At 57.4% G+C, this 17,216-nt stretch carries 14 protein-coding genes, 1 pseudogene and 1 other annotated feature; of the genes and pseudogenes, 5 read left to right on the top strand and 10 right to left on the bottom strand.

The window, feature by feature from the left end:
* Positions 1 to 6: 6 nt before the first annotated feature.
* From CBW22_RS16125 to CBW22_RS16095, 6 genes and pseudogenes are all read right to left on the bottom strand, one after another.
* Positions 7 to 321 carry a BON domain-containing protein gene (locus CBW22_RS16125; RefSeq protein WP_021510099.1) on the bottom strand — a complete coding sequence of 105 codons (315 nt, stop codon included), beginning with the start codon at positions 319 to 321 and terminating at the stop codon, positions 7 to 9.
* Between the two features lie 171 nt (positions 322 to 492).
* Positions 493 to 1,296, bottom strand: coding sequence for a tryptophan synthase subunit alpha (trpA, locus tag CBW22_RS16120; RefSeq protein WP_058771266.1), 804 nt, complete (start codon positions 1,294 to 1,296; stop codon positions 493 to 495).
* Entirely contained in the window at positions 1,296 to 2,489 is a 1,194-nt protein-coding gene (gene trpB / locus CBW22_RS16115; protein ID WP_088517177.1) for a tryptophan synthase subunit beta, read from the bottom strand. The genes trpA and trpB overlap by 1 nt, the downstream gene beginning before the upstream one ends.
* Positions 2,490 to 2,535: 46 nt before the next feature.
* Positions 2,536 to 3,903 (bottom strand): bifunctional indole-3-glycerol-phosphate synthase TrpC/phosphoribosylanthranilate isomerase TrpF, encoded by a 1,368-nt coding sequence (trpCF, locus tag CBW22_RS16110; protein WP_088517176.1) that lies wholly within the window; start codon positions 3,901 to 3,903, stop codon positions 2,536 to 2,538.
* Between the two features lies 1 nt (position 3,904).
* Positions 3,905 to 5,498 (bottom strand): annotated as a pseudogene (trpD, locus tag CBW22_RS26770) (bifunctional anthranilate synthase glutamate amidotransferase component TrpG/anthranilate phosphoribosyltransferase TrpD).
* The gene (locus tag CBW22_RS16095; protein WP_031280219.1) at positions 5,498 to 7,060 is read right to left on the bottom strand and encodes an anthranilate synthase component 1; all 1,563 of its coding nucleotides are present in this window, start codon (positions 7,058 to 7,060) and stop codon (positions 5,498 to 5,500) included. The pseudogene trpD and the gene CBW22_RS16095 overlap by 1 nt, the downstream one beginning before the upstream one ends.
* Before the next feature lie 23 nt (positions 7,061 to 7,083).
* Positions 7,084 to 7,188, bottom strand: a sequence feature (Trp leader region).
* A 155-nt stretch (positions 7,189 to 7,343) separates the two neighbouring features.
* Here CBW22_RS16095 and rnm point away from each other — a divergent pair.
* Both rnm and CBW22_RS16085 read left to right on the top strand, forming a co-directional pair.
* Positions 7,344 to 8,228: an RNase RNM gene (rnm, locus tag CBW22_RS16090; protein ID WP_088517175.1), complete on the top strand. Its 885-nt coding sequence runs from the start codon at positions 7,344 to 7,346 to the stop codon at positions 8,226 to 8,228.
* Between the two features lie 12 nt (positions 8,229 to 8,240).
* A complete protein-coding gene (locus tag CBW22_RS16085) occupies positions 8,241 to 8,861 on the top strand; it encodes an L-threonylcarbamoyladenylate synthase (protein ID WP_021510107.1) in 621 nt (206 codons plus the stop codon).
* Here CBW22_RS16085 and CBW22_RS16080 read toward each other — a convergent pair whose 3' ends face one another.
* On the bottom strand, positions 8,862 to 9,518 hold the full coding sequence (locus CBW22_RS16080; protein ID WP_176428135.1) for a serine protease: 657 nt from the start codon (positions 9,516 to 9,518) through the stop codon (positions 8,862 to 8,864).
* Between the two features lie 818 nt (positions 9,519 to 10,336).
* Here CBW22_RS16080 and rluB point away from each other — a divergent pair.
* A complete protein-coding gene (rluB, locus tag CBW22_RS16075; protein WP_058782079.1) occupies positions 10,337 to 11,215 on the top strand; it encodes a 23S rRNA pseudouridine(2605) synthase RluB in 879 nt (292 codons plus the stop codon).
* Between the two features lie 33 nt (positions 11,216 to 11,248).
* On the opposite strand, the gene cobO is transcribed toward rluB, so the two are convergent.
* Entirely contained in the window at positions 11,249 to 11,836 is a 588-nt protein-coding gene (gene cobO, locus CBW22_RS16070) for a cob(I)yrinic acid a,c-diamide adenosyltransferase (protein ID WP_021510111.1), read from the bottom strand.
* A complete protein-coding gene (locus CBW22_RS16065; RefSeq protein WP_021510112.1) occupies positions 11,833 to 12,597 on the bottom strand; it encodes a YciK family oxidoreductase in 765 nt (254 codons plus the stop codon). Before CBW22_RS16065 ends, cobO begins: the two co-directional genes overlap by 4 nt.
* Positions 12,598 to 12,771: 174 nt before the next feature.
* Between CBW22_RS16065 and sohB the strand changes: the two genes are divergently transcribed.
* Entirely contained in the window at positions 12,772 to 13,818 is a 1,047-nt protein-coding gene (gene sohB, locus CBW22_RS16060; protein WP_058758624.1) for a protease SohB, read from the top strand.
* A gap of 26 nt (positions 13,819 to 13,844) precedes the next feature.
* Here the strand turns inward: sohB and CBW22_RS16055 are convergent, their stop codons facing one another.
* Positions 13,845 to 14,093, bottom strand: a complete 249-nt coding sequence (locus tag CBW22_RS16055; RefSeq protein WP_021510114.1) for a YciN family protein — start codon at positions 14,091 to 14,093, stop codon at positions 13,845 to 13,847.
* A gap of 370 nt (positions 14,094 to 14,463) precedes the next feature.
* Here CBW22_RS16055 and topA point away from each other — a divergent pair, with 370 nt between their 5' ends.
* Complete coding sequence (topA, locus tag CBW22_RS16050; protein ID WP_058774627.1) at positions 14,464 to 17,061, top strand: type I DNA topoisomerase; 2,598 nt, start codon at positions 14,464 to 14,466, stop codon at positions 17,059 to 17,061.
* The last annotated feature ends 155 nt before the right edge of the window (positions 17,062 to 17,216 follow it).

Here is a 17,216-nt window from a genome sequence, read left to right as displayed (position 1 = left end):
GTTTAGTTACTTAATCTGCATATTGTTGACGACGGATTTTACCCCCGCCACGTTACGCGTTACCGCAACCGCACGGTTGGCCATCTGCGGCGAGCTGACAAAGCCGCTCAGCTGTACTTTCCCTTTGAAGGTCTCAACGTTTATTTCTGTCGATTTCAGCGCCTCGTCATTCAGCAGCTGAGCCTTCACTTTGGTGGTAATGACCGTGTCATCGATGTAACCGCCGGTCCCTTCCTTTGTTGCTGTTGGTGCACAGGCACTTAAGGTGAGCGCCATCACTGCAGCCACTAAAAACCCCGCAACGACTTTGAACAATTTCATTGGTTATCTCCCTGTCATAGATGGTGGTGCACCGTAACGTGACGGCACGCTTAAGTGTGGGCCGTGCCTCGCATTTCGGCAACTCAGGCGCGATGAAAAAGTTTGTCGCAGGGGAGAAAAAGGGGGTAAGAAGCAAGAAGGGCCCTGCAGCCTGTGCAGGGCCGTGCCAACTCAGCGGGTAGCCGCTTTGAGATCGCTGACGAACGTTTGCAGTTCGCTGAGCAGCGCCGTTGGGTCGTTCTGATTACGCTCAATGATTTTCACGATAGCCGAGCCGGAGATGGCTCCGGCGGCTCCGGCGGCAACGGCCTCTTTCACCTGACCCGGTTCAGAGATGCCGAAGCCCTGCAGCGGCGGCGCAGCATGATATTCGCGCAGCTTCTCGATCAGATGGTGCAGCGGCAGGCTGGCGCGATTTTCCGCACCGGTAACGCCGGCGCGTGACAGCAGATAGGTGTAGCCCCGGCCGTGCGAGGCGATTTCGCGCAGCAGATCGTCATCCGCGTTGGGCGGACAGATAAAGATCGGCGCAATGTTGTGACGCATCGCCGCCTGGCGGAACGGGGCCGACTCTTCCACCGGCACGTCAGCCACCAGCACCGAGTCAACGCCCACCGCAGCGCACTGCGCGTAGAAGTTGTCGATACCTCTGCTGAACACCAGGTTGGCGTACATCAGCAGGCCAATCGGCAGATCGGGGTATTTCTGGCGCACGGTGGCGAGCATTTCAAAACACTGCGCCACGGTGGTGCCGGCGGCAAAGGCGCGCAGCGTAGCGCCCTGAATCGTCGGTCCATCGGCCAGCGGATCGGAGAACGGAATGCCCAGCTCCAGCGCATCCGCACCGCCCGCGACCAGCGCATCAATAATTTTCAGCGACAGCGCTGGCGACGGATCGCCAAGGGTGACGAAGGGCACAAACGCGCCTTCCTGTTTCGCGGACAGACGTTGAAACAGCTGATTATAACGCTCCATCAGATCTCTCCCTTAGCTTTCAGAATATCGTGAACGGTAAAGATGTCTTTGTCGCCGCGGCCGGAAAGGTTCACCACCAGCAGCTGCTCTTTGTCCGGGTTTTCGCGAATCATCTTTAGCGCATACGCCAGCGCGTGCGATGACTCCAGTGCCGGAATGATGCCTTCGGCACGACACAGCGTCTTAAAGGCCTCCAGCGCTTCATCATCCGTGATTGACACGTAGTCAGCGCGGCCGGTGCTGTTCAGGTGCGCATGCTGCGGACCGACCGACGGGAAATCGAGACCGGCAGAGATAGAGTAGGACTCTTCGATCTGTCCCTCTTCGGTCTGCATCATCGGCGCCTTCATGCCGAAATAGATGCCGACGCGACCGTGCTTGAGCGGCGCACCGTGCTCACCGGTGTCAATACCGTGACCCGCAGGCTCCACGCCGATCAGGCGCACGCTGCTCTCTTCGATGAAATCCGCAAACATGCCGATGGCGTTAGAACCGCCGCCGACGCACGCCAGTACCGCATCCGGCAGGCGACCCTCTTTTTCCAGAATCTGCGCTTTGGTCTCTTCGCCAATCATGCGCTGGAATTCACGCACAATGGTCGGGAACGGATGCGGACCTGCGGCAGTGCCGAGCATGTAGTGCGCGGTTTCGTAGCTGCCGGACCAGTCGCGCAGCGCCTCGTTACAGGCATCTTTCAGCGTGGCCGAGCCGCTGTGTACCGGAATCACCTCTGCGCCCATCAGCCGCATACGGAACACGTTGGGTGACTGACGCTCAACGTCTTTTGCGCCCATGTAAATACGGCATTTCATGCCGAGCAGGGCACACGCCAGTGCCGACGCCACGCCGTGCTGACCGGCGCCGGTTTCCGCGATGATCTCGTTTTTGCCCATGCGTTTTGCCAGCAGCGCCTGGCCCAGCACCTGGTTAGTTTTGTGCGCGCCGCCGTGCAGCAGATCTTCGCGCTTCAGGTACAGGCGGGTTTTGCTGCCTTTGGTCAGGTTGCTGCACAGCGTCAGGGCCGTCGGGCGACCGGCGTAGTTTTTCAGCAGGTCAGTAAATTCTGCCTGAAACGTCGGATCGCGCTGTGCTTCAACAAAGGCCGTTTCCAGCTGACGCAGTGCTGGCATCAAAATCTGCGGCACATACTGGCCGCCGAATTCGCCAAAGTAGGGATTAAGTAATGTCGTCATCGTGTCCTCTTCCTTATCCGGCCCGCCCGCAGGCGGGCAGATGCAATTAATAGGCGCGCAGCGTGCGGAATACCGCCGCGACTTTACTGGCATCTTTAATGCCCGGCGCGGACTCTACGCCGGAGTTGAAGTCGAGGCCGGCACAGCCGAGCTGAGCGGCTTCGACGCAGTTATCGGCGCTCAGGCCACCGGCCAGCAGCACATCAGCCAGGTCTTCACCCTGCAGCAGCGACCAGTCAAAGCGCTGACCGCTGCCACCCTGGCCATTATCCAGCACGTAGCGATCAACGTGCGGCCAGTCGCGTGGCGGCAACCGATCTTGAATGCTCAGTGCCTTCCAGATGCGCACGCTGGTCGGCAGCGCCTGGCGCAGTTCCGCAACGTAGGCTCTGTCTTCGTCGCCGTGCAGCTGGACGGCCGCAAGCGATAAACGCGTAGCTAACGTGACAACGTCACTGATAGCCTGATTGCGGAACACGCCGACATACTTCAGCGGTGCGGCGGCGATCACCGCCTGTGCCTGCGCCTCGTTAACCTGGCGCGGCGAACCGGCGGCAAAGATCACGCCGCCATACAGCGCACCAGCCTGATGCGCGGCCTGCGCATCTTCCGGGCGGGTCAGGCCGCACACCTTGTTATCGCCCAGCAGCACGCGGCGCACACCGGCGTCGAGGTCGTGCTCTTCCATCAGCGCCGAGCCAATTAAAAAGCCGTTGGCAAAATGGCTCAGCTCGCGCACCTGGGCGTAATTATGGATGCCGGACTCGCTGATCACGGTGACGCCATGGCTGAGACGCGGGGCCAGCTGACGCGTGCGATTCAGGTCAATCGACAAATCACGCAGATCGCGGTTGTTGATGCCGACCACTTTAGCTTCCAGCGCGATAGCGCGCTCCAGCTCTTCTTCATTACTGACTTCGGTTAGCACCCCCATTTTCAGGCTGTGCGCCACCGCAGCCAGTTGACGGTACTGCTCATCATCCAGTACTGACAGCATCAGCAGAATGGCATCGGCCTGATAATGGCGCGCCAGGTAAATCTGGTAGGAATCAATAATAAAGTCTTTGCACAGCACCGGCAGCGTGATGGCGGCGCTGACCACCGGCAGGAAATCAAAGCTGCCCTGGAAATATTTCTCATCGGTCAGCACTGACACCGCAGAGGCGTAATGGCGATAGATCCCGGCGATAGTCGCGGGATCAAAATCGGCGCGAATCAGCCCTTTCGACGGGGAGGCTTTTTTACACTCCAGAATGAAGACGGTGCGCGTGCCACGCAGCGCCTCGTAAAAATGACGCTCCGCCGGCTGCAGATCGTTCTGGAAGGAGGCCAGCGGCTGCTGCGATTTACGTGCTTCAACCCACAGGGCTTTATCCTGCACAATTTTCTCTAATACGGTGCCCTTGATACTCATTTCATCCTCTCGCTGCCAGTGCCACAACGCGCTCGTACGCCTGACCGCTGCGAATGGCAGCCATGGCGCGCTCAGCGTTATCGCGCAAATCTTCATTTCCGAATACTTTCAGCAACATTGCGACATTTACCGCAACGGCCTGCTCGTGGGCGGGCTGGCCTTTACCCTGGAGCAAACGCGTCAGAATGTCACGGTTTTCTTCCGGTGTGCCGCCGGCCAGCGCCTCTTTCGGCTGGAAGCTGAAGCCAAAGTCTTCCGGCGTCAGCTGGTAACTGGTGATCTCACCGTCACGCAGCTCAGCGACCTGGGTCGCACTGTGCAGCGCTACTTCATCCATGCCGCCACCGTGCACCACAGCAGCACGCTGGTAGCCCAGCACTTTCAGCGTCTGGGCGATGGGCAGCACCAGTTCCGGACTGTAGACTCCAATCACCGCCAGCGGTGGGCGCGCCGGGTTGATCAGCGGACCCAGCACGTTAAACAGCGTGCGGGTTTTAAGCTGCTGGCGCACCGGCATCGCGTGGCGGAAACCGCTGTGATACTGCGGCGCAAACAGGAAGCAGACGTTGAGATCGTCCAGCGCCTGCCGTGCCTGCTGTGCCGGCATGTCGAGATTGATACCGAAAGCGGCCAGCAGATCGGAAGATCCGGATTTGCTGGAGACGCTGCGGTTGCCGTGCTTGGCCACTTTCAGCCCGCAGGTGGCGGCGACAAAGGCGCTGGCCGTGGAAATATTAATGCTGTTGCTGCCATCACCGCCGGTGCCAACGATATCGGCAAAAGTATAGTCCGGACGCGGGAACGGTCTGGCATCGGCCAGCAGCGCGGAGGCGGCACCGGCGATTTCTTCCGGGCGCTCGCCACGCACTTTCATGGCGATCAGCGCCGCTGCCAGCTGCGTCGGCTCGAGCTGTCCGGTAATAATCGCGCTGAACAGCTGGTGGCTCTCGGCCTGGCTCAGCGTTTGCGCCTGATACAGTTTTTCCAGAATAGTTTGCATCATCATCTCCCTGTTATTTCGCCAGCGCCCAGGCCAGTGTTTGCTCCAGCAGACGTGCGCCCTGCGTGGTGAGAATCGACTCGGGATGGAACTGGAAGCCGCACACGCGGTCCGTTTCGTGACGCACCGCCATCACCATGCCGTTGTAGCTGGCATTGACCGTCAGTTCCGCCGGCGTATTGCTGCCCACCAGCGAGTGGTAACGCGCCACCGGCAGCGGGTTGCTGAGGCCGGTAAACATCGCCTCGCCATCATGGGTAATGGCGGAAGCTTTGCCGTGCAGAATTTCGCCCGCCTGGCCGACGTGCCCGCCGTAAGCTTCGACAATGGCCTGATGGCCGAGACAGATACCAATGATCGGCAGCTGACCGCGCAGCGCCTGTAACAGCTGCGGCATGCAGCCCGCATCTTTCGGTGCGCCAGGGCCGGGTGAGAGCATCAGCACCGGGTTTTCCATCTGCTGCAGGCGGTCGATCAGCACTTCTGCCGGGACGTTGTTGCGGTAAATCACCACGTTGTGGCCAAAGGTACGCAGCTGATCAACGAGGTTGTAGGTAAAGGAGTCGATATTATCGAGCAGCAGGATATCGGCCATCAGAAAATCTCCTTGCAGTGATGGGCAGTAGCGATGGCGCGCAATACCGCGCGAGCTTTGTTGCGGCTCTCATCCGCTTCAGCCTGAGGCTGAGAATCCAGCACCACGCCGGCACCGGCCTGCACGGTGGCAACGCCACCTTCCACCCAGGCGGAGCGGATGACGATGCAGGTATCAAGGTCGCCGCTGGCGGTGAAGTAGCCGACCGCGCCGCCGTAGCTGCCGCGCCGCGTGCCTTCTTTTTCCGCAATCAGCTGCATCGCGCGCACTTTCGGTGCGCCACTTAGCGTGCCCATGTTCATGCAGGCGCGATAGGCGTGCAGCACATCAAGATCGTTACGCAGCGTGCCTACCACGCGGGATACCAGATGCATCACAAACGAGTAGCGGTCCACTTTGGTTAAATCCGCCACGTAACGGCTGCCGGGCACACAGATACGTGCCAGGTCGTTGCGCGCCAGATCCACCAGCATCAGGTGCTCAGCCAGCTCTTTATGATCGGTGCGCATTTCCAGTTCAATACGGCTGTCCAGGTCGCGATCCAGCGAGCCATCCGCATGGCGACCGCGCGGACGCGTACCGGCAATCGGGTAGATTTCGATCTGGCGCGAGCTGGCGTCATACTTCAGCGAGCTCTCCGGCGAAGCGCCGAACAGCGCAAAGTCCTGATCCTGCATAAAGAACATGTAGGGACTGGGATTGCTGTTTTTCAGCGTATCGTAAGCCGCCAGCGGTGACGGGCACGGCAGCGAGAAGCGGCGCGACGGTACCACCTGGAAAATTTCGCCGATGCGAATGGCCTGCTGCAGTTCGCTCACTACATTGCAGTAAGCCTCATCGCTCTGGCTGGTGCTCAGCGTCATCTGCTCGACGCGCTGCACCGGCAGCGCTGGCGCTGGCTGCGTCATCTGACCGTGCAGCTGTTCAATACGGCTCTGCAGACGCTGAAACTCGCTGGTCGACGGCGCAAACAGGCTGGCCTGCAGACGGGCACTGCGCTGCTGATGATCGATCACCAGTAACGTTTCGGCCAGGTAGAAACAGTAGTCCGGGCAGCTTTGGTCATTGCGCAGCGGCGGCAGATCTTCAAATCCCGCCACCAGATCGTAGGCAAACAGGCCGCCCAGCAGCATGGCTTCACGTTCTTCGGCCGGGCTGTTCACCAGATGCGGAATCAGACGCAGTGCATCAAACACCGACAGCGCCTTCAGGCGGGAGTCTTCATCGTGCAGACCCTCAACCGGCGTGAAATGCAGCTCACGTCCGTCCGGGCGCACGGCGATGCGCACCTCGGGCGGCAGCGCTTCGTCCAGCAGCGGCAGCAGCGCGCGGCCGTTTTCCGACAGCGCCTGCAGGGTAACAACATTGCCCAGGGCGCTGATGCGCAGCGCGCTGTCGACAATCAGCAGGCTTTTCAGGTTCTGCTTGCTGTCGATATCGGCAGATTCAAGCAGCAGAGTTGCCGGACGTGCGCCGCATAATTGATGAAACACTGCGGCCGGATCTTCGCGGTAGGGCGCGGTACCGGTAATCAACTTCAATGTAGGTTTCGCATTAGCCATAATGGATTCTCTGAATTTCGCTCAAAAAAAAGCCCGCTCGGTGGCGGGCTCAGGTATCTGCACTGCGGTTACGCAAAATGTGCATGACGACGTCGCCCGTGAAAGGGATCATCGCGCCACCAACCATTAACATGCGTACCGATAAGAGCCATGATTAAATACCCGTTACGTGTGAACTTGTGTACTAGTTAACTGGTTCGGCTGAAAAAAGTCAATACCCTTTTTCAGTTACGGGCAAAATCGTTATCATGCCAGCCGGTTTAATGCAGTCGCTGGAGTGACCTTGTCAGATATCGCCCGTTTTCCACTTTATGATTTACACAGCCATACCCAGGCTTCCGACGGTTTGCTGACGCCGACCGCGCTGGTGCAGCGCGCCGTTGAGATGCATGTCGGCGTGCTGGCGATTACCGATCACGACAGCGTGGCGGGCGTTGCTGAAGCGCAGGCGGCGGTGCAGCAGCTTCAGCTACCGCTGCGGGTACTGGCCGGTGTGGAAGCGTCGACGCTGTGGGAAAACCACGAAATTCATATTGTCGGGCTCAACGTTGATACGCAGCATCCGGCGTTAACCGCTTTTCTGGCGCAGCAGCACCAGTGCCGTATGGCACGTGCAGAGTTGATTGCTGAACGGCTGGAGCGCGCGCGCATTCCTGACGCACTGGCCGGCGCTCAGCGTCTGGCGCAGGGCGGGGTGATCACCCGCGGGCATTTTGCCCGCTATCTGGTAGAGCTGGGCAAAGCCGATAACATGGCGCAGGTATTTAAAAACTATCTGGCGCGCGGCAAAACCGGCTACGTGCCGCCACAATGGTGTACAATTAAACAAGCCATTGATGCTATTCATCATTCTGGTGGCGTGGCGGTGCTGGCCCATCCTGCGCGCTACGGGCTGTCGGCCAAATGGCTGAAGCGACTGATTGCGCATTTTGCCGCAGAAGGCGGCGATGCGATGGAAGTGGCACAGTGTCAGCAGGCACCGAATGAACGTACCCAGCTGGCGAGCTATGCGCGCGATAACCAGCTGGCGGCCTCGCAGGGGTCCGATTTTCACCAACCCTGTCCGTGGATTGAACTGGGGCGCAAGCTATGGCTGCCGGGCGGCGTGGAGCCGGTCTGGGAGCGTTTTCCCGCTTTAGCGCCAGTCAGATCGCACGTTGATGGGTGATATGAGGTTTTTATGAGTCAACTTTTTCACATTCATCCGGAAAATCCGCAGCCGCGTCTGGTTAATCAGGCGGTGGATTATCTCAACAAAGGCAGCGTTATTGTCTATCCGACCGATTCCGGCTACGCGCTGGGATGCCGTCTGGAAGAGAAGAATGCCATGGAGCGTATCTGCCGCATTCGTCAGCTCGATGGTAACCATAACTTTACCCTGATGTGCCGCGATCTCTCAGAGCTGTCGACCTATTCGCAGGTGGATAACAGCGCGTTTCGCATTCTGAAAAACAACACGCCAGGCAATTACACCTTCATTCTGAAGGCCACCAAAGAAGTGCCGCGTCGTCTGATGAACGACAAACGTAAAACCATCGGCCTGCGCGTACCGTCAAATCCGGTGGCGCTGGCGCTGCTGGAACGCCTCAATGAGCCGATGATGTCGACCTCACTGATGCTGCCAGGCAATGATTTCACTGAATCCGATCCGGAAGAGATCCAGCACAGCATCGGCAAGCTGGTGGATTTAATTATCGATGGCGGCACGCTGGGCCAGCAGCCAACCACCGTGATCGATCTCACCAGCGATGCGCCCGTCATCGTGCGTGAAGGGGCAGGCGATACCCGCCCGTTCCTGTAATTACGCCGGGCCGGGCGCTGTTTGTGGCGTCTGGCCGATATTGGCTTCCAGCCAGCGTTTGAAATCGCCGTACGGAATGTACAGCGAGACATCTTTTAAGATGACTTTTTTGCTGCGTACGTTAGCAATTTCATGGCTGTAACCCACAATCACTCCGCTGATGGTCTGGTCGGCATTATAGACAGCGCCGCCCGACATCCCCTGAACGACACCGGCATCGGAAGCCATTGCCATACAGGGCTTTTTATTCCAGCGATTATTAATGGCGGTACGCGCCAGATTAACGCCGCTCGACTCCACCGGCATCGCGGAAATAAAACTGTAGCCATACATTTTAATTGGCTCGCCCACCGCGCTGCTGCGGAATTTCGCCAGCGTATCCGGATTGTTTTTATGATAAATAATTGCGACGTCGCAATAGGGGTGATAAGCCTTCACGCGCTGCACGGCGGTTTTGGCCACGTGCGCGGCAGTCAGACTGTATTCCGGCGTTAACGGAATGGTTGTACCGAGGATGCCCAGACCCAGTACCGTCGGGATGCCGGTCACGCTCATATCCACGTGCTGCAGCGCCGTACGACTGTACTCAGTATGGCCCACGGAACAGCCGCTCAGTGCCAGCGCTGCAAGCGCCGGCCAAAGCAGGGAGGTTCTCATGATGGCGGTCTTCATTTAATGTCCGTCAGCAAAATCCCTGGTGAAGACTTTCGACAGACAAATTAAATTCAATCCGTGAAACGATTAGCGCGCCATTTCCTGAGCGCGCCGGATTATATTATCAGGCCAGCTGTACCATTATTTGTTAATGGCTTGTTGTTTGAAAGCTTGTAAAAAGTAATTAAAATAATTTCTGATACTGCTTAGCCGAATTCAGGATTAAATTTTACACAGTTTTCGCGGCAGAACAATTCATCATATTTAATCTTTATCAAATAAAAACGAAAATACAGACTTAATCCAACCTGCAGCGCCAATCCGCTGTATGGCTAGGGTTGCTGGCTGCAATAAGCTTTACTAACACCACTATTCAGTTCTTTGTGCTGATTTTGGTGTTTTGCGCCGATTTTCTGTTTGCACAACTGCAGCCTGGCCGGGAACACTGCGGGTAACAGACTGGTGAGTCTCTTTAATCTATTGCGGCACTAATCGGCGCAACATTAAATAAATAAACGGTCTCAGGCAAAACGACGTAATTTCAGCGGGTTGCGCAGGCTATCCTGACGCTCGTTACGCAAATTAATCAGAAATCTGAATCAATGACCTTACTGCCCGATTCAGCCTCCGGATCACAGGCGCTTTATTATCGGCAGAAAAGGAAAAGGTGTTAACGAAACTGTAGCTGGTGTAAAATCTCCGGCCGGCCGCGCTGGCACCTGGCGCGAAGCGGTCACAGATTCTGATACGGGACCTGGTAACGCCGGTATCTTACCTCTTCATTACCACGACGCCTGGGAAGGCGACAACGAGGCAGCTCCATGAGCGAGAAATTACAAAAAGTATTAGCGCGCGCCGGACACGGTTCGCGCCGTGAAATCGAAGCAATGATTTCAGCCGGACGCATCAGCGTCGATGGCAAACTGGCGACGCTGGGCGATCGCATCGAAAATGACAAAACCCTGAAAATTCGTATTGATGGCCATCTGGTATCGATTGCTGAATCGGCCACCGAGGTGTGTCGCGTACTGGCGTATTACAAACCGGAAGGTGAGCTGTGCACGCGCAACGATCCGGAAGGGCGCCCAACGGTATTTGATCGCCTGCCGCGCCTGCGCGGTTCACGCTGGATTGCCGTCGGCCGTCTGGACGTGAACACCTGCGGTCTGATGTTGTTCACCACCGACGGTGAGCTGGCCAACCGCCTGATGCACCCAAGCCGCGAAGTTGAGCGTGAATACGCAGTGCGCGTATTTGGTGAAGTGGATGACGAAAAAGTGCGTCAGCTGAGCAAGGGCGTGCAGCTGGAAGACGGTCCGGCAGCGTTTAAAACCATCAAATTCGCCGGCGGCGAAGGCATTAACCAATGGTACAACGTCACCCTGACGGAAGGGCGTAACCGTGAGGTGCGTCGTCTGTGGGAAGCGGTTGGCGTGCAGGTAAGCCGTCTGATGCGCGTGCGCTACGGCGATATTCAGCTGCCAAAAGGTCTGCCGCGCGGCGGCTGGATGGAGATGGAACTGCCGGCGGTCAACTACCTGCGTAAGCTGGTGGGACTGCCGGAAGAGACGGTGACCAAAGTGGCGGTCGAGAAAGATCGTCGCCGCACCAAAGCGAACCAAATCCGCCGGGCGGTGAAACGTCATAGCGCGGTAAGCAATAACAGCCCGCGTCGCAACAACACCAAACGCGGTTCCTGATGCTCCCTGACGCCGCGCCTGCGGCGTCCGTTTTTACCAGTCGATTCCCTGCTGTGCCTGAATACCGGCATCAAACGCGTGTTTGACCGGACGCATCTCACTGACGGTATCCGCCAGTTCCAGTAGCGTGCGGTGACAGCCGCGCCCGGTTATGATCACACTTTGCTGCGGCGGACGCTGCTGCAGTGCAGTGACCAGCTCATCCAGATCGAGATAATCCATACTCACCATGTAGGTGATTTCATCGAGTATCACCAGATCCAGCGACGCGTCTTGCAGCATGCGTCTGGCGTGTTGCCACACCTGCTGGCAGGCGGCCGTATCGCTGGCACGGTTTTGCGTCTCCCAGGTAAAGCCGGTGGCCATGACCTGAAATTCCACGCCGTGCTGCGCCAGCAGATTGCGTTCGCCGTTAGGCCATTCGCCCTTAATAAACTGCACGGCAGCCACATTTTTACCGTGGCCACAGGCGCGCAGCGCGGTGCCAAAAGCGGCGGTGGTTTTACCTTTGCCGTTGCCGGTAAACACCATCAGGATGCCGCGCGTTTCGGTGGCGGCGGCGATGCGGGCGTCAACCTGCTCTTTCAGCCGCTGCTGGCGTTGCTGGTGACGATCGCTCATGCGCTGGCCGGTCCCGGCTTGCGCCCCGGTTGTGCATCGTAGCTGATGCCGGTTTTACGGCGGCTGTCATCGCCCATCAGATAGAGGTAGAGCGGCATCAGGTCGGCCGGGGTTTTCAGCAGGCTGGCATTCTCCTCCGGGAAGGCGCTGGCGCGCATTTTGGTGCGCGTGCCGCCGGGATTGATGCAGTTCACCCGCAGATGGCGGTTTTTATACTCATCAGCCAGCACCTGCATCATGCCCTCGGTGGCGAATTTCGACACGGCATACGCGCCCCAGCCTGCGCGGCCGGTGCGGCCCACGCTGGAGGTGGTGAACACCAGCGAACCGGCGTCGGATTTCAGCAGCAGCGGCAGCAGCGCCTGCGTTAAATAGAAGGTGGCGTCGAGGTTGATTTGCATCACCTGCTGCCAGACCGCCGGATCGAGTTCCGCCAGCGGCACGATCTCACCGAGAATGCCAGCGTTATGCAGCACGCCATCCAGCCGCGGCACCAGCGCGGCAACCTGTTGTGCCAGCTGCTGACAGCTTTCCGGTGTGGCGTGCGCCAGATCCAGCAGCAGCGTAGCGGCGGGCTGTTTATTGAGCTGATTAATCGCCTCAGCGGTTTGCTGCAGCGTGGTGGCGTTGCGGCCGAGCAGAATCACGCGCGCACCGTAGCGCGCATAGGTCAGGGCGGCTTCGCGGCCGATGCCGTCGGAAGCGCCGGTCACGAGAATGATGCGATTGTCCAGCAGGTCGCTTTTCGGTTGATAATGCACAGCGATGTCCTTTGCAGGTCAGAGGGTTTTTTGGCTTTATGCCTCAATTTGCCGCAAGGTGCAATCGCCGCAACGCGCATTCTGTGCCGCCTGCCGGCATTTCAGGCGACGAACGGCATCAAAGCGGGTAAACTCAGGGTTTGACTGTAATTCACTGTTTAATAAGGCGGCAGAATGGATTTACTCTCCAGCTATGGATTATTTCTGGCCAAGGCCGTCACCGTCGTGGTGGCGATCGCAGCTATTGTACTGATTGTGCTCAATGCCGCGCTGCGTAAACGTCACAGCGGCGGTCAGCTGCGCTTAACCCATCTCGACGAAGCCTATCGTGAGATGAAAGAGGACCTGCAGCTGGCGAAGATGAAGCCGCAGGCGCAAAAAGTGTGGCTGAAGCAGCATAAGAAAGAAGAGAAACAGAAAGCCAAAGCCGAAAAGCGCAATGCCAAAGCCGGTGTAACTGAAGCGGCGAAGCCGACGCTCTATGTGCTGGAGTTCAAAGGCAGTATGGACGCCGGTGAAGTCAGCTCGCTGCGCGAAGAGATCTCCGCCGTGCTGGCGGTGGCGCAGCCGGGTGATGAAGTGCTGCTGCGGCTGGAAAGTCCCGGTGGCGTGGTGCACGGTTATGGCCTGGCCGCGTCGCAGCTACAACGTCTGCGTGATGCGGGGCTGCAGCTGACCGCGGTGGTGGATAAAGTTGCCGCCAGCGGTGGCTACATGATGGCCTGCGTTGCGGATCGCATCGTGGCGGCGCCGTTCTCCATCATTGGTTCTATCGGCGTGGTGGCGCAAATCCCTAACTTTAACCGGCTGCTGAAGCGTAACGACATTGATGTGGAGCTGCACACTGCCGGCCAGTACAAACGTACGCTGACGCTGTTTGGTGAGAATACCGAGGAAGGGCGGGAGAAGTTTCAGGAAGACCTGAATGAAACCCATCAGCTGTTTAAAGATTTTGTGCATCAGATGCGTCCGGCGCTGGATCTGGACAAAGTGGCGACGGGCGAACACTGGTATGGCCGTCAGGCGCTGGATCTGGGGCTGATTGATGAGATTGGTACCAGCGATGCGCTGATCATTGCGCGCATGGACCGTTTTAGCGTGCTGGGCGTGCACTTCGCGCGCAAGAAAAAAATGATTGATCGCGTGACCCACAGTGCCAGCGTGGCAGCCGAGCGGCTGATTCTGAAAATCTGGCAGCGCGGTGATAAACCGCTGTTGTGAACCAACCCGGCGCAGGCCGGGTTTTTTTATGCCAGGTGATACTGTGCGGAGAGCACCACGGCAAGGTGCTTAAACACGTTAAACACCGCCGTGGTTTTGGCGGTCGGCAACCCTTCATCGTCGAGGAACCACGGGCCGCGAAACACCAGAACCTCGCCCTGCTGAATCACCTCAGTGGCTTCCATCCCGGCAAAATATTCATCGTGCTGCTGAAGGAGCTGATTAGCGATTTCCAGTAGCGCCTGGCGTGAAATGGATTCCGTTTCTGCTGACATTTTTCACCTCTTTTTTGACAGCGAATTTTCTCCTTCTATATTACTTGCCTGTCGGTGCGTTCAGCAAATCAGCGTTCGGTCAGAAAACTGGCGAGAAATTAAACAGAATGCTAATTAAGTTGCGTAACAGATTTTATCAGGTAGAGTGTGGGCGATTCAGCTTTCAGGGAGATCACACCAGGATGTGTGATACCGTCAGACGGAAAACTCGCTCTTAATCATCAAGTTGCAAATGCCGATGCAATCTGACCAGAGATTGTCCCCGCTGGCTTGAAAAGCAAAAAGTCAGCAGCAATATTGAACCCATTGGGTTTTGGGGCTGCCAATCCTCTCCCGTTTATCAGGACGTTTCAATTAGGTAAAGGTACATATGGGTAAAGCACTCGTCATCGTTGAGTCCCCGGCAAAGGCCAAAACAATCAATAAATACCTCGGTAATGACTACGTGGTGAAATCCAGCGTCGGTCATATCCGTGATTTGCCGACCAGTGGTTCAACGGCCCGTAAAAGTGCCGACGGGGAAAAGGCGAAAACCGGCAAGAAAGTAAAGAAAGATGAAAAGGCCGCGCTGGTTAATCGCATGGGCGTTGACCCGTGGCACGGCTGGGAAGCGGACTATCAGATTCTGCCCGGCAAGGAAAAAGTTGTCTCCGAACTGAAGAACCTGGCTGCCGATGCCGACCACATCTATCTCGCAACCGACCTTGACCGCGAAGGGGAAGCCATTGCCTGGCACCTGCGGGAAGTGATCGGCGGCGATGACAAACGCTTCAGCCGCGTGGTGTTTAACGAAATCACCAAAAATGCGATTCGTCAGGCGTTCGAGAAGCCGGGCGAACTGAATATTGAGCGCGTAAATGCGCAGCAGGCGCGTCGTTTTATGGACCGCGTGGTGGGCTATATGGTCTCGCCGCTGCTGTGGAAAAAAATTGCCCGTGGCCTGTCGGCCGGACGCGTGCAGTCGGTTGCCGTGCGCCTGGTGGTGGAGCGCGAGCGCGAAATCAAAGCCTTCGTACCGGAAGAGTACTGGGAAATTGACGCCGATCTGTCGACGCCGAAAGGCGATGCGCTGGCGGTCAGGGTGACGCATCAGGGCGACAAAGCGTTCCGCCCGGTGAACCGCGAGCAAACCGAAGCGGCCGTGGCCATCCTGGAAAAGGCGCGTTACGCCGTTCTGGATCGTGAAGACAAGCCGACCAGCAGTAAACCGTCGGCGCCGTTTATTACCTCGACGCTGCAGCAGGCGGCGAGCACCCGCCTTGGTTTTGGCGTGAAGAAAACCATGATGATGGCGCAGCGTCTGTATGAAGCGGGTCACATCACCTATATGCGTACCGATTCCACCAACCTGAGTCAGGATGCGGTGGCGATGGCGCGTGGCTACGTGGAGAAAAAATTCGGCAAGAACTACCTGCCGGATGCGCCCAACACCTATGCCAGCAAAGAGAATTCACAGGAAGCGCACGAAGCGATTCGTCCTTCTGATGTCAACGTTGCCGCCGAGCAGCTGAAGGATATGGAAGCGGATGCGCAGAAGCTGTATCAGCTGATCTGGCGCCAGTTCGTGGCCTGCCAGATGGTGCCCGCGCAATATGATTCCACCACGCTGACCGTCGGCGCGGCAGATTTCAAACTGAAAGCGAAAGGGCGTACGCTGCGTTTCGACGGCTGGACCAAAGTGATGCCGGCGCTGCGTAAAAATGATGAAGATTTGACGCTGCCGCCGGTGAACGTAGGCGACACGCTGGATCTGAAATCCCTGCTGCCTGGCCAGCACTTTACCAAGCCACCGGCGCGCTTCAGCGAAGCTTCGCTGGTACGCGAGCTGGAGAAGCGTGGCATTGGCCGTCCGTCTACCTATGCTTCGATCATTTCAACTATTCAGGATCGCGGTTACGTGCGGGTGGAAAACCGCCGTTTCTACGCCGAGAAGATGGGGGAGATTGTTACCGATCGTTTGGAAGAGAACTTCCGTGAGCTGATGAATTATGATTTCACCGCGCACATGGAAGACAGTCTCGACCAGGTTGCGAATAACGAAGCGCAATGGAAAGCGGTGCTGGATTCATTCTTCAGTGATTTCAGCCAGCAGCTGGAGCAGGCGGAGAAAGATCCGGAAGAGGGCGGTATGCAGCCGAACCAGATGGTGCTGACCTCCATCGACTGCCCAACCTGCGGACGTAAAATGGGGATTCGCACCGCCAGCACCGGCGTGTTCCTCGGCTGTTCCGGTTATGCACTACCGCCGAAAGAGCGCTGCAAGCAAACCATTAACCTGATCCCGGAAAACGAAGTGCTTAACGTGCTGGAAGGCGATGATGCCGAAACCAACGCGCTGCGCGCCCGTCGTCGCTGCCAGAAGTGCGGCACCGCGATGGACAGCTACCTGATCGACAACGGCCGTAAACTGCACGTCTGTGGTAATAACCCGGAGTGTGACGGTTATGAAATCGAGCAGGGTGAATTCCGTATTAAAGGTTATGACGGTCCGATTGTTGAGTGCGAAAAATGTGGCTCTGAAATGCACCTGAAGATGGGGCGTTTTGGTAAGTACATGGCCTGTACCAACGACGAGTGTAAAAATACCCGTAAGATTCTGCGTAACGGCGAAGTCGCGCCGCCGAAAGAAGATCCGGTACCGCTGCCGGAGCTGCCGTGCGAGAAATCGGATGCGTATTTTGTGCTGCGTGACGGAGCTGCGGGCGTGTTCCTGGCCGCTAACACCTTCCCGAAATCGCGCGAAACCCGTGCGCCGCTGGTTGAAGAGTTGCAGCGCTTTGCTGACCGTCTGCCGGAGAAACTGAAATATCTGGCCGAAGCGCCGGCAGTGGATCCGGAAGGCAATAAAACGCTGGTGCGTTTTAGCCGTAAGACCAAACAGCAGTATGTTGCCTCAGAAAAAGAGGGCAAAGCGACCGGCTGGTCGGTTTTCTATATCGACGGTAAGTGGCAGGAAGCGAAGAAGTAATCTCCCTGAAGGCCAGCGTTCGCTGGCCTTTTTCCCATCCTTATAGCTAATCGTTCTACATTCTTACGTTAACTGATATAGTAGTTATAGCTTATTGCATTTTGCTGACTCGCTTTCCCTCATTATTACGCCATCAGGGCGGATACACGCCTGCA

This window comes from Pantoea sp. VS1 (genome assembly GCF_002207995.1).
GTDB lineage: Bacteria > Pseudomonadota > Gammaproteobacteria > Enterobacterales > Enterobacteriaceae > Pantoea > Pantoea dispersa.
This window is presented reverse-complemented; position numbering and strand designations above follow the sequence as displayed.

Coding starts and splice junctions, on each gene's coding strand:
- sohB (WP_058758624.1), top strand. CDS start 12,772: ATGGATTTACTCTCCAGCTATGGATTATTTCTGGCCAAGGCCGTCACC.
- CBW22_RS16080 (WP_176428135.1), bottom strand. CDS start 9,518: ATGAGAACCTCCCTGCTTTGGCCGGCGCTTGCAGCGCTGGCACTGAGC.
- CBW22_RS16055 (WP_021510114.1), bottom strand. CDS start 14,093: ATGTCAGCAGAAACGGAATCCATTTCACGCCAGGCGCTACTGGAAATC.
- trpB (WP_088517177.1), bottom strand. CDS start 2,489: ATGACGACATTACTTAATCCCTACTTTGGCGAATTCGGCGGCCAGTAT.
- rluB (WP_058782079.1), top strand. CDS start 10,337: ATGAGCGAGAAATTACAAAAAGTATTAGCGCGCGCCGGACACGGTTCG.
- trpCF (WP_088517176.1), bottom strand. CDS start 3,903: ATGAGTATCAAGGGCACCGTATTAGAGAAAATTGTGCAGGATAAAGCC.
- CBW22_RS16085 (WP_021510107.1), top strand. CDS start 8,241: ATGAGTCAACTTTTTCACATTCATCCGGAAAATCCGCAGCCGCGTCTG.
- trpA (WP_058771266.1), bottom strand. CDS start 1,296: ATGGAGCGTTATAATCAGCTGTTTCAACGTCTGTCCGCGAAACAGGAA.
- CBW22_RS16125 (WP_021510099.1), bottom strand. CDS start 321: ATGAAATTGTTCAAAGTCGTTGCGGGGTTTTTAGTGGCTGCAGTGATG.
- CBW22_RS16095 (WP_031280219.1), bottom strand. CDS start 7,060: ATGGCTAATGCGAAACCTACATTGAAGTTGATTACCGGTACCGCGCCC.
- cobO (WP_021510111.1), bottom strand. CDS start 11,836: ATGAGCGATCGTCACCAGCAACGCCAGCAGCGGCTGAAAGAGCAGGTT.
- topA (WP_058774627.1), top strand. CDS start 14,464: ATGGGTAAAGCACTCGTCATCGTTGAGTCCCCGGCAAAGGCCAAAACA.